6 protein-coding genes, 1 tRNA gene and 1 pseudogene are annotated in these 13,545 nt (G+C 34.8%); 6 read left to right on the top strand and 2 right to left on the bottom strand.

What is annotated here, in order from left to right:
* Together ACP6PM_RS14290 and ACP6PM_RS14285 are read left to right on the top strand one after the other, a co-directional pair.
* On the top strand, nt 1-799 hold a 799-nt coding region (locus ACP6PM_RS14290), incomplete at its 5' end, for a tetratricopeptide repeat protein (RefSeq protein ID WP_426585665.1).
* 815 nt (nt 800-1,614) lie between these two features.
* On the top strand, nt 1,615-3,153 hold the full coding sequence (locus ACP6PM_RS14285; RefSeq protein WP_426585663.1) for a carboxypeptidase M32: 1,539 nt from the start codon (nt 1,615-1,617) through the stop codon (nt 3,151-3,153).
* Nucleotides 3,154-3,774: 621 nt separating this feature from the next.
* On the opposite strand, the pseudogene ACP6PM_RS14280 reads toward ACP6PM_RS14285, so the two are convergent.
* Nucleotides 3,775-3,933 (bottom strand): annotated as a pseudogene (locus ACP6PM_RS14280) (transposase); the annotation flags it as partial.
* Between the two features lie 1,009 nt (nt 3,934-4,942).
* Between ACP6PM_RS14280 and ACP6PM_RS14275 the strand changes: the two are divergent.
* From ACP6PM_RS14275 to ACP6PM_RS14260, 4 genes are all read left to right on the top strand, one after another.
* A complete protein-coding gene (locus tag ACP6PM_RS14275) occupies nt 4,943-5,743 on the top strand; it encodes a peptidoglycan-binding domain-containing protein (protein ID WP_426585661.1) in 801 nt (266 codons plus the stop codon).
* 970 nt (nt 5,744-6,713) lie between these two features.
* Nucleotides 6,714-8,870 (top strand): ammonium transporter, encoded by a 2,157-nt coding sequence (locus tag ACP6PM_RS14270; RefSeq protein ID WP_426585659.1) that lies wholly within the window; start codon nt 6,714-6,716, stop codon nt 8,868-8,870.
* A 101-nt stretch (nt 8,871-8,971) separates the two neighbouring features.
* On the top strand, nt 8,972-10,708 hold the full coding sequence (locus tag ACP6PM_RS14265; protein WP_426585657.1) for an adenylate/guanylate cyclase domain-containing protein: 1,737 nt from the start codon (nt 8,972-8,974) through the stop codon (nt 10,706-10,708).
* Between the two features lie 127 nt (nt 10,709-10,835).
* Nucleotides 10,836-10,917, top strand: a tRNA-Leu gene (locus ACP6PM_RS14260).
* A gap of 1,158 nt (nt 10,918-12,075) precedes the next feature.
* Here the strand turns inward: ACP6PM_RS14260 and ACP6PM_RS14255 are convergent.
* Nucleotides 12,076-12,756 carry an SDR family oxidoreductase gene (locus tag ACP6PM_RS14255; protein ID WP_426585655.1) on the bottom strand — a complete coding sequence of 227 codons (681 nt, stop codon included), beginning with the start codon at nt 12,754-12,756 and terminating at the stop codon, nt 12,076-12,078.
* Nucleotides 12,757-13,545 lie beyond the last annotated feature (789 nt).

Raw genomic sequence — 13,545 nt, 5'->3', positions numbered from 1 at the left:
ATATGAACAGGCTCTTGCTGCTTATGAAAAAGCTATAGAAATTAAACCAGACTATCAGTATGCTTGGAATCGTAAAGGTATTGCACTGATAAATTTAGAAAGATATGAACAGGCTCTTGTTGCTTATGAAAAAGCTATAGAAATTAAACCTGATTATCACTATGCTTGCTTTGGTAAAGGCATTGCACTGGAAAATTTAGAAAGATATGAACAGGCTCTTGCTGCTTATGAAAAAGCTATAGAAATTAAACCAGACTATCAGTATGCTTGGAATCGTAAAGGTATTGCACTGATAAATTTAGAAAGATATGAACAGGCTCTTGTTGCTTATGAAAAAGCTATAGAAATCAAACCAGACTATCACTATGCTTGGTTTGGTAAAGGTAATGTCTTCTTGCAGTTAAAATTTTATCAACAAGCAATTACTGCCTATGAAAAATCTCTAGAAATTAAACCAGACTATGAATTTTCTATTAGTAATCTTGGCTTAGTTAAATATGAAATGGGAAAAATAGATGAAGCAATAGCACATTGGCAAACTGCAATTGAAATTAATAACCAATTTGTGGAACCTAAATTAGCAATAGGAGTTGCCCTCTATAACAAAGGTGAAATTCCACAAGGTTTAGCAATGGCTGAAGCAGCACTAAAATTAGATAAAAATTGGGGAAACTTACAACGCCTCAAAAAAGAACTTTGGGGCGAGAAACTATTAGCAGATGCAGCAAAACTATTAGAAAATCCTCAGATAAAAACCTTACTCTCTCAGACAGATAACTCCCACACAGAAACCAAATAATAAATCATCAATATTACTTGGCAAATAATCGAAAAAGTGAGGGATGCCAAACAAAAACCTCACGCCAAATTTTCTACACTAATAGCACTTTTTTTATATTCTCTCTTCCCTCTTATAGCGCTACGGAAATAAGAGGCAGACATTTATATAGCGTTACCCATTAAAGTTAAGACATTCATAAATCCTGAAACCCTTTCATCCTACTATTCCCTATTCCCTATTCCCTAGCACTATAAATACTCAAACTCATTCAGGAATTACTTCTGACCTCTAACTTCTAACTTCTAACTTCTTCAAAAGCGATCGCCACACAGAAAACTTACCCTAATATTTCTCCACAATTAAATAGGTTGGCATCAATAATTAGAAAAATGGAAACTACTTTAAAATTCCCAAAAATAATTGATATTACTTTTCTCCAAGAGTTCCAATCGCTGCCCACATAGTTACGTTATAATTACCCCTACCTAATTATCAAAAAAATCTAGCCTTTCAGAGATTAGTTAAAATACATCTATTTTTCTTGTTTAATACATCCCTAGTTTTCTACAACCCAAAACTTTATATATCACCATTATGATAATTATCATACTAGAGCAAATTCAAAAAATCTAGTTACAGTAAAATCACATGCAACCATTCAGGAGATTTCCCCCTCCTAGCTCCTGACTCCTAAAAAAAATCCAAAGTGTAAACTTGCCTATACTTATACTGAATTAGTTAGAATGCAGTTTACCATAAACCTAATATATTTAACCCCACCTAATAACCAAAACATTAATAAAACTCAAACCAAATAACATTATATCCTCATTATGTCAACCATTAGTCTTTGTGAACCAAAATATCTAGAACTCAAAAACCGTCTTAGCCAAATACAAGACTTAGAAGTCGCCGCCTGCGTACTAAATTGGGACCAAACCACCTATATGCCCACTGGAGGAACTTATGCCAGAGGCCGACAAATAGCCACCCTTAAAGAATTTGCCCATGAAAAATTTACCGACCCAACCATAGGCCAACTCCTCGAAGACCTCCGCCCCTACGAAAAAAGCCTCCCCTACGACTCCACCGAAGCCAGTCTAATCCGCGTTACTCGCCGAGACTATGAGCGTGCCATCCGAGTTCCCTCAGAATTTATGGCCAAATTCTGTCAACATCAAGCTGTATCTTATGAAACCTGGGTTAAGGCCAAATCACTCAAAGACTTCTCTCTAGTACAACCGTACTTAGAAAAAACATTAGAGCTAAGTCGGGAACTAGCCAGCTTTTTCCCCCACCAACACATTGCCGATCCCCTCATCGACTTTGTAGACGAAGGTATGACAGTCTCCATCCTCCGCCCTCTATTTAACGAGCTGCGCCAAAAATTACTACCCATTGTTGAAGCTATTACCTCCGCCCCACCTATAGACGACTCTTGTCTGTATCAACATTATCCAAAAGAACAACAACTAAAGTTTGGGCATACTGTCATCGAACGTGTTGGCTTTGACTTTCAACGGGGGCGACAAGATGAAACACCTCATCCCTTTACCTCTAGCTTTTCTATTGGGGATGTTCGTATTACAACCCGTGTATATGAAGATAACTTTACTGAAGCCCTATTTAGTACCATCCATGAAGTAGGCCATGCTTTATATGAACAAGGTATTTCTCTGGAATTAGAGGGTACTCCCCTTGCCGAAGGAAGCTCTAGTGGTATCCATGAAAGCCAATCCAGATTGTGGGAAAATATGGTGGGTCGTAATCGTGGATTTTGGGAATGTTTTTATCCCCAACTACAAGGGATTTTCCTCAAGCAGCTCAGTCATGTTTCTGTTTCCGAATTTTATCGGGCTATTAATAAGGTGGCGAAGTCGCCCATTCGTACTGATGCTGATGAGGTAACATACAATCTTCATGTGATGATTAGATTTGATTTAGAGTTGGCTATGTTAGAGGGGAAGTTAGCTGTTCAAGATCTTCCCGAAGCTTGGAATGAACGTTACAAAACAGATTTAGGTCTTGTTCCTGCCAATGATAGTGAAGGGGTAATGCAAGATGTACATTGGTATGGAGACATGGTTGGCGGAATGTTTCAAGGCTATACTTTAGGGAACTTAATAGCTGCTCAAATTTATGAGGCTTCAGTTAAATTTGACCCCGAAATTAGTTTTGGTATTGAACGAGGTAATTTTACTCTTCTACATAAATGGTTGAAACACAATATTTATCAACATGGTCGTAAGTATACCGCAAATGAACTAATTAATCGGGTAACAGGTAAATCTTTGAGTATTGCTCCGTTTATCCGTTACATTCAAGATAAATATAGTAATATATATCATCTTAAACTTCCAATTGTTGCTTGATGAAAAAGTTTCTTCAAAACAGGGATTGAAGAAGAATTCAGAAGTCAGAATTCAGGAGTCAGAATCAATTAGTGGGGGATTCAGACCCACCACTAATTGAAGACCACTAAATCTTCGATTTAGTGGGGGTCTTAAACCCGTTTATTCATCCGCCAGTTGCACAGAATTCAATTCTGAATTCTGGCTCCTGACTCCTGAATTCTGTTTTGATAAAGCTGAGATTAAGATTTTTGCTCTAATATTTTTGGCTGATTACTGATTTAATAATTCAAGATTTTGTGGAGGTAGGGAATACTTTAACTGGTAACATCGGTATTACCCCACCTCAACGACAGATCCAAGAGAAGGGCTAGCAATATAAGCAATATGAAATATAACTGAATAGTCAGTATATAAATCACAAATAATTTAGCCTTGATACTTAAAATAGAGTTTTTTTAATTGTCATTCAAAAAATTATCATATAGCCTGCGATAAATATTTGCTACATATAGGAAATCGAAATCATAATTACTCGCTATTATACCGTTTCACGGAAGTTAAAAGTTAAGTACCTATGCAAAATTAATTACATATTTTGTTCCTAAATTATCAAGCACTTTTTCGAGATATTGAAGTAAGCTATTCCAGTTTTGGAGTATCCCCTACTTCAATCCATTCATATTTGATAAATTTCCATAATATTTCAATTATATTTTGTTTAGGTGAATAGGTCGGCAACCAAAATATTTCTAATTTTTTTGACTTCCATTCTTCTAATTTATTCAGCATGCGCTCGCTCTTTTTGAATTGAAGCTTGTTCCATTGTGACTACAGTTCTTTGGAACAAGTTATGACTAAATTTATCCCAAAAATTCATCACAACTTCACTATTAATATGTTTCTTGACTATTTCATAATACCAATTTGAAAAAAGAATGTTACGAATAATAAGAGCGATAATAAAGATTTTACAGGAGATGTCCCTTTGACTAAAAAGATGATTTATGAACTAACAAATCGCACCGAAGCTATTCATTCTGACTCCTGACTCCTGACTCCTGACTCCTGACTCCTGACTCCTAAGAAATAGCCCAGCTATTTGTAGAAAAAATTTATCAATTTCTTAAAAATTAAGAGGTAATTATTAATTATTGAAGATAAATCTTTATTCCCTGTTCCCCCTTAAGCTGTTTCCAACAAATGCAGTTTGATAAAATTGCCAGTTGGTATAATATACCTAGGGGGTGATGACAGGTAAGTATTTAATTACTCATTCCGGATAATTAGATTAACTCAAGTAATTAACAATAACTAAATCCAGTATAGCAATTCCCAAAAAGCGTGAGATACAAAATTCCCTGGTTTTAGGGAACACTTAACTGGGAATAGGAAGTAGGGAGTAGTAATTCTGGTTCCGTAGGAATAAATAAAGAAGAAAAACAACTGTACCTCATTAACTTGGGAAAGGCTATACAAAAAAATATACAAAAAGTTTCATATCATAATATTTTAGTATTTCCAGTCCGAGATTTAAACTTAGGATTAATGACAACAGGAAACAGGGAAAAGAAAACAGGCAACAATAGGAAATATCTCAAGATATTTTTTCTGGTTATCAGAAATCAGGATTCTGTTTCATATATCATTTGAAAATGTATAGAAGATGATAATATTAAGTATATAGCTATAGTGGGTTTTTAGCCTTAAATAATTGTAGCTAAAGTCTGAATTGCAAAAGTCACTAAAGTTATTTGATTAAGAGTCAGGGTTTTCAGTCAAAAACAGTAATCATCACAACAAAATTATTATGATGCGTGTCCCTACTATTACTACTCTATTAAGTTTAGTCGCCCTGTTTAGCTTGACCCCCAACAGGGCAATTGCCTCTAATAAAACAAAATATTTGACAACAGAAAAAGAAGGAAACTTAATTCGTAAATTAAATTCCAATGATTCTATCCTTGGTCAACCAGATAGAATCAAAAGTAAATTGCCACAAAAACAAAAAAATAAAAATTTTCTGATACCTTTTATTCCAAGAAATTCTAGATTTTTTGGTAAACCTACTCAACCTGAACTATTCTCTAAACCTTTCTATTCCGGTGCTCCTCAAAAACAAAAAAATCAAAAGAATATATCAGAGGGTTCCCGAGGTGCAGAAGTATGGGCAGTACAAAGACGTTTGCAAGCTAGAGGTTTTAACCCAGGTGCTGTAGATAGCGTATTTGGTGCCCGTACAACAAAAGCAGTGAAAGCTTTTCAAAAGTCCGCGGGGTTCAGTGTCACAGGTATCGTTGATGAGGCCACTTGGACAGCTTTAGCCCAACCATCATTTGCCTCTCGTTCAACCACCCCGAAACAGAAACCATTAATCTCAAGGTCAAACTCACCAATCCAAGTAGAAAAGATATTAGCCAAAGGAGACAAGGGTTCTAAAGTCAAAACCCTACAAATTCGTCTGGAAAAAATGGGCTTTAATCCAGGGCCAATTGATGGAGTATTTGGAGTGAAAACTACAGGAGCAGTTAAAGAATTTCAAAAATCTCAAGGAATTAAGGCTGATGGGATAGTTAATCAAAAGACCTGGGCAGCTTTCAGTCAGAAGTAAGAGTCAACTTAACTAACTCATACTTTTACTGTCTGATAATTTACTACCTATCAGACCATAATTAGAGCAAAAATATGTCAACTTTATGAAGAGCAATCAGCGAAAAATATAAAAATCGCTGATTGCTTTGTTATGTCTATGAATATTCAGTATATTGGGTTAAAAATATGATATACTTATTATAGATATATAATTAGCTTTAACCTCAGAGCATCTATTGTACTAACTTCAATATCGGGACTTCTGTATTCTTAAATACTACCAAAATTAACTTTGAATAAAGTTAAAAATTCTCCTCTATATTGAATTTGAATACAGTATTTTTCGGAGTCATTAAGTAGATTTGTGGGGTTTAACATTAGAGAATGATAATAGATTTTCAACTGTATATATATTGAAAAAAGATTTATCCAAAAATATCTACAAATATCTACTTTCGGATTCGATCGTTCCTGATTGTGAAACGGCAGATTTGTTTTTATTCTTTATATGTTAAGTTTTTAAGTATTTTATCACACCTATAAATTTGTAATTTACCAATATAATAATTATTATATTCTACTTTTTAAAACCTCAAATATCTACTATAGCAATCCTAAATAGGTTGTGACAAATCAAAAAGTAGATAAAAAAACTGAAACTTCTACCTGTTCACTATTCCCTAAAAGCAGTAAGATTTTTATATACAAATAAAATAGGATTGCTATATATTTATATCAAATAAAAATAAATTTATGTTCCTATACACAACTTAAGTATTCAGCTATAAAAATCAACGGCAAATTTGGAAATTCAGTCTAGAGGATTTCTATAATTTTATCGGTAAATGTATCAGTTTATTTCATTTCTTTGATTGCCCATGATTTTGATTTTTTAGATTTAATTTTTTAGATGCTTCTCAATACTAATTCCCACTTTTGATCTCTATTGTGCTAGTAACAAATAGTTAACAACTGACTGCTGTTTCGCTGTGCGACATGAATGGGCAGCATTCCAGAGAAAATGCTTACTACAAAACCAACTAAATAAAGGTCTAAGACCCGAATCCATGCGTCGAAAATCTATTTTAGGGATTATTTTATTCTTTCTGGCTCTAACATTAACCATTTTATACGGGTCAGTAATAAATATATATATAGATAATCATCAACAACTAACTTATATCAAAGAAGGTAAAGTATGGAAAAATTCTAAGTTTCAACCAGAAAAATCCATTTTTTCTCAATCTTCAGAAGAATATTTTATCAAACCCCAAAACTTCTATAATCCTCAAACTGTTATTAAGAGAAAAAATGTACCCATATTTAACAATATATCAACCTCACAATCTCAGTCTACCTACGAAGCAATTGATATTTTGTGGCTCTTATTTTGCTCTGGGTTAGTATTTCTAATGCAGCCTGGATTTATGTGTTTAGAATCGGGACTTACTAGGTCAAAAAATAGCATTAATGTTGCCATTAAAAACTTAACTGATTTTGGTATTTCAGTTGCCTGTTTTTGGGGTTTTGGATTTGCCTTAATGTTTGGAGCTTCATATTCTGGATTAGTTGGCCATAGTAATTTCTTCTTGGCAACGGATGTGCAACCTTTTGACGCGGCCTTCTTTTTATTCCAAGCTATGTTCTGTGGCACAGCTACAACTATTGTTTCTGGTGCTGTGGCTGAACGGATGAAATTTGCTGCCTATCTATTTGTTGCCTCCGTAGTTTCAGGTTTTATTTATCCCATATTTGGTCATTGGGCTTGGAATGGAGTTGATATAGGCTTATCAACAGGTTGGCTTGGACAACGTGGTTTTATTGACTTTGCAGGTTCAACTGTTGTTCATAGTATTGGTGGTTGGGTTTCTTTGGCAGCTTTATTAGTCATTGGGCCTCGTACTGGCAGATTTCCTCGCGATCGCCCACCAGAAAAAATTCATGGTTCCAATTTACCCCTATCAGTTTTGGGAGCAATGCTGATTTGGTTTGGTTGGTTTGGGTTTAATGGTGGAAGTACCCTGGCATTAAATGGACAAGTAGCAGGCATTATTGTCAATACAGTTCTTGCCAGTGTAGCAGGAATGATGACTGCTCTTGGCATTGGTTGGTATATCAGAGGAATTCCTGGTGTTGAGCTACTTATCAATGGAACTTTAGCTGGTTTAGTTGCGATTACAGCAGCTTGTCATGCGGTTACAGCTTTTTCTGCAATTATCATTGGTGTTATTGGTGGCATAGTAACTATGTTGGTAGAGGAAGCTTTAGAAAAAATTGGTGTGGATGATGCTGTTGGAGCTATTCCAGTTCATCTCGGTGCAGGTATTTGGGGAACTTTAGCAGTAGCTTTATTTGGGAAGGCAGAGGTATTAGGTACTGGTCTTAGTTTAAGTCAACAATTCACAGTTCAATTATTAGGGGTTTGTGCAGCTTTTCTATTAGGATTTTGTGTTGTATATCCAATTTTATTAATTACAAATAAGTTTTTTTTATTGCGAGTTTCTAGAGAAGATGAACATATAGGTTTAAATGTTTCTGAACACCATGCGAAAACAGAAATATTAGATTTATTTCGAGTCATGAATTCTCAAGCTATGACAAAAGATTTAAGTTTACGAGTGCCTGTAGAACCTTTTACTTCAGTTGGTCAAATTGCTGAAAGATATAATCAGGTTATGGATGCTTTAGAGGTGGTTACTGCGAGAAATGATGCCATTATTAAAGTCGCTACAGATGCAATTATTACTTTTACTAAACCAGGATTAGAAATTATTAGTGTAAATCCTAGCGCCGAGACAATTTTTGGCTACAAAAGTAAAGAATTAGCAGGAATCCCTATTTATCAAATAGCTGACTTTACTATTAATCCATTGACTATGGAAAAGATGGATAGTGATGATTTATTTAGGGAAACAAAAAAGTTAATAGTAGAACCATTAAAATTATGGCTTAACCCAAATTTGATATCTGCTCCCACTAGAGAAATTATAGATGCTTGTTATAAATTTGATTTTCAGGATATTAAACCTGAAAATTGGCAATCTTCTTTTCCTAGTTTTATTCATTTATTAGAGGAAAATCTAGCAGATACTCAAACAGACTTAGAGACTGTTTGTAAAATAAGTATTAAGAGAACATGCGAGTGACTAAAATCTAAAAGCGGTAATACTTCAAGAGATTGAAATTTGGTAGGTAGAGAAGTATTCAGTACATATATTCCTAGATTTTTAAGCGACAAATATTTGTCTTGATTTCTTCCTCCTTATTCCCTATTCCCTATTCCCTATTCCCTGTTCCCTGTTCCCTGTTCCCTGTTCCCTGTTCCCTATCTCCTTTTTATATTTCCTTTACAAACAATCTCTTAGAGATAGAAAAAAAAATTAAGAAAAAAAATTATTACACAGAAATACTGATATCTAAAATTGCTGAGACTGGAAATATTTACGAATTAGTCGGTATTCGTAGAGATGGTTATTTATTTCCGATGGAAATTGCTGTTAGGGAAGCTAAATTAAATCAAAAAAAATTCTACACAGGAACTTTTAGAGATATTTCTGAAAGAAAGGAATCAGAGGCAAAGCTTAAAGAAAATGAACAAAGATTTAGGAGTTTATCTAGAGCAACTTTTGAAGGAATTATTATTCACGAACAAGGAGAAATTGTAGATGCAAATACAGCAGTTATGCAAATGTTTAAATATGAATTATCGGAAATGATTGGGATGAATGGATTGGAGTTAATTGACTCAAAATATCGAGATTTAGTATGGAAAAATCTGAGTTCTGGATATGAAAAACCTTATGAAGTGTTTGGACTGAGAAAAGATGGCTCTACTTTTCCTATAGAAATAGAGGCTAAAGTATTTTTTTATCGTGGTAATCAACATAGAGTAAGTGCTATACGAGATATAACTGAGCGCAAATTAGCAGAGACAGCTTTGCGAGAAAGTGAGGAAAAATTCAGAGCTGTTATGGAACAAGCAGCAGATGCTTTTATTATTCACGATTTGCAAGGAAAAATTATTGATGTAAATCAAAGTACCTGTCAAAGTTTAGGATATACTCGCGCAGAGTTATTGAATTTTTATGTAGAAAATATTGATGCAAGTTTTTTATCAGAAGAGGTTTATAAGAAGTGGCAAAATATGACTCCGGGCGTACCTATAACTATACAAGGAATTCACAAACGCAAAGATGCTACAACTTTTCCAGTAGAGATACGTCTCGGTTTATTAAAAGCAGGCAATGGTAACTTAATCTTGGCTCTTTGTCGTGATATAACTGAAAGGAAAAAAGCAGAAAAAGCTTTACTTTTGGAACAGGAAAAGTCGGAGAAATTATTGTTAAATATTCTGCCTAAACCTATTGCTGATAAATTGAAAGAAAATCAAGAGACAATTGCAGAAGGGTTTGCTGAAGTTACAGTTTTATTTGCAGATTTAGTCGGGTTTACCGAGTTAGCAAGTTTTGCTCATCCTGAGAAATTAGTTTATTGGTTGAATGAGATTTTTTCTAGGTTTGATTTATTAGCAGAAAAGTATGGTTTAGAGAAAATTAAAACTATTGGGGATGCTTATATGGTTGTGGGTGGGTTGCCCAAACCAATGGAAAATCATGCTGAGGCGATCGCTCTGATGGCTATAGATATACTAGAGGAAGTAGAGCGCTTTGCTGATGAGCATAAACAAGACTTTCGTATCCGTATTGGTATTAATACTGGTCCAGTGGTGGCTGGTGTAATTGGACGTAAAAAATTTATATACGATTTATGGGGTGATACTGTAAATATTGCGAGTCGTATGGAGTCTCATGGTATACCAGGAGTTATCCAATTGACAGAGACAACTTATCAGATTTTGCAGCCAAAATTTTTATTTGCAGAACGGGGATTTATTGATATAAAAGGTAAGGGGCAAATGAAGGCTTATATTTTGCAGGGGAGGAAAGGAGTGGGGGAGCGAGGGAGTGGGGAAGTAGGGGAGTAATTTTTTCACCCAAAAAGCCAGTTGCCTTTATTGTTAATGGTTTGAGATTTAATCAGCAGAGCAATATATAATAAAAAACTAGGAGTAACTGTAAAAAATTTTGATTTGTGTGTTATATTAAAATTATGCGGATGTGGCGGAATTGGTAGACGCGCTAGATTTAGGTTCTAGTTTCTTCGGAAGTGGGGGTTCAAGTCCCTTCATCCGCATTAGAATTCAAAAGTCAAAACTCAAAAGTCAAAAGTAAGAATTTTCACGTTAAAAGCTAATGCACAGTTTTAGCTGTGTCAGTCCAATACTTCTATTGCGTATAGAGCAATAATAGTTGCATTTTCTGAAGCGCATGCGAAATGGAGGAGGGTCGTGGAATTTCTCTTCTATTACTGTAGAGTCAGAATAATTTCATTTTCTGAAGCGCATGCGAGATGGAGGTGAGTCGTGGAATTTTCTCTTCTATTACCTGTAGAGAAATAGTAGTTTCATTTTCTGAAGCACCCCGCCAGAGGTGATGGGTGGTGAAATTTTTCTTCTATTGCGTATAGAGCAATAATAGTTGCATTTTCTGAAGCTCCTGCGAGATGGGGATGAGTAGTAGAATTTTCTCTACTATTACCTGTAGAGAAATAGTAGTTTCATTTTCTGAAGCACCCCGCCAGAGGTGATGGATAGTGAAATTTTTCTTCTATTGCGCACATTGCAATAATAGTTTCATTTTCTGAAGCACCCAGCCAGAGGTGATGGGTGGTGAAATTTTCTCTACTATTGCGCACATTGCAATAATAATTTTATTTCCTGAAGCACCTACAAGATATAGATGGATAGTGAAATTTTCTCTACTATTGCGTATAGAGCAATAGTTAATTCATTTTCTCAAGCACTCCGACATGGGAGATGAATAGTCAAACTTCTCTACTATTGCGTATAGAGCCATAATAATTTTATTTCCTGAAGCACCTACAAGATATAGATGGATAGTGAAATTTTCTCTACTATTGCGTATATAGCAAGAGTCAAAACATTTTATGAAGCACTCCGACATGGGAGATGAATAGTCAAACTTCTCGACTATTGCGTATATAGCAATAGTTAATTCATTTTATCAAGCACCTTTAAGATATAGATGGATAGTGGAAATTTCCTACTGGACTAACACACCTTATAGCACTTTTCATTAACATAGAATACAAAAATTTTTACTCAAAGGCATAATTGAGAGGGTAGAAGGCAGAAGTTTTGTAGTCTACCTTTGTGAAAACCGCTATAAATGTTGCACTAGAAAAAAATTCTCAAGCCTTGCTATAAGAGGAACTATACGAAAAAAGCGCTCTGCACAGTTTTAGCTGTGTCGGTTTAGTAGGTATCAAATTTTAAGATACAGTCAAAGGTATCCCATTATCCTTTGGTTTCAAATTCAACAAAAAAGGAACAGCCTTTTTCACCCAAGACTCGACAGGGGTAAAAGACTTTGCCTCCTCTCCATAACAAATATCTAACATATCAGTATGAATAATTCCTGGGTTAAGAGGAATAGCAGCCATTCCTGAGGGTAACTCCTGAGCTAAAGCACGAGTCAAACCTTCAATTGCCCACTTAGAAGCACAATATGGCCCTACCTGTGGAGAAGTGGAACGCCCCCACCCAGAAGTAATATTAACAATAATACCACTTCCCCTAGAAATCATAGCTGGCACAAAATGACGTACCACATTTGCCACACCTTTAATATTAATATCAATTAATTGGGAAAATTCCTCACTATCAACTTTCCAAATAGGTGCAGGTTGATTAATTATGGCTGCATTATTTATTAATAAATCTGGCGGTGAATAATTAGTTAATGTTTGACTCGCCCACTCTTGCACAGAATTTTCATCTGCTACATTCACACAGCTAAACTGATGTGGATTAGCATATTTATTAGTTAAATTTTCTACAGCAGATTTAGAACGAGCGCAACCTATAACAGTATGACCTAAATTAATAAATTCATCAGTCATAGCTCTACCTAAACCTCGACTTACTCCTGTAATTACAATTAGCTTTTTCATGTGAAATAAATAAAATAAATAGATATAGCAACCCTAGTATTGTAACTGGGTGGTGGTAGGGGCGTTTCATGTTGCGGAGCAAAACGCCCGTTCGCCCTTACAGGAGTCAGGAATCAGGAGTCAGGAGTCAGAATTTTCATGGTTTTCAGCTCAAATTAACTATTATAAAAATTGTCACAACCAATGAGCGGGTTGCTATATTAAATAAATTGCATTTTCCCAAGCATGAAAATTGATAACTCTTGTATCCTAACTAATTTATTTGACTTTCAGTTTAAGAAGATATCTATTAAGTAGTCGTAGCAAATAAATTTCCTGGGTGTAAAAAGCAAGAGACAAAGGTTCATTAATTGATAATGGATAATGAATAATGGATAATTACCTCTGGTTAAAACTGTACTTGATTGAAGATAAGGAAATTTTTTACGATTAATAATCTCCTACTATAGCAATTCCCATACTGGTGAGGTACAAAATTTTAGGTTTGAGGGAATAGGGAATAAGGAACAGGAAACAGGGTAATAAAAAGACAAAAATATAACTGTACCTCACAAGCTTGGGAAACGCTATATAAAGTTTTAAAACTTTGCAGACAATATATAAAAATTAGGAATCAGATGTGGGAATTTGACTGTTCCTTAAAATTAAAAATATAGCAGTTATATTCTTGATAAGATGCAGTTTTTTATTCTTTTCTGTTCCCTGTTCCCTGTTCCCTGTTCCCTATTCCCTTCTGGGAATTTGACTGTTCCTTAAAATTAAAAATATAGCAGTTATATTCTTGATAAG

This window comes from Dapis brunnea BLCC-M229 (assembly GCF_050015995.1).
Classification (GTDB): Bacteria; Cyanobacteriota; Cyanobacteriia; order Cyanobacteriales; family Microcoleaceae; genus Trichodesmium.
This window is presented reverse-complemented; position numbering and strand designations above follow the sequence as displayed.

What these genes read in the sequence shown, in the direction of transcription:
- ACP6PM_RS14285 (WP_426585663.1), top strand. Translation starts at nt 1,615, where the DNA reads ATGTCAACCATTAGTCTTTGTGAACCAAAATATCTAGAACTCAAAAAC.
- ACP6PM_RS14275 (WP_426585661.1), top strand. Translation starts at nt 4,943, where the DNA reads ATGATGCGTGTCCCTACTATTACTACTCTATTAAGTTTAGTCGCCCTG.
- ACP6PM_RS14255 (WP_426585655.1), bottom strand. Translation starts at nt 12,756, where the DNA reads ATGAAAAAGCTAATTGTAATTACAGGAGTAAGTCGAGGTTTAGGTAGA.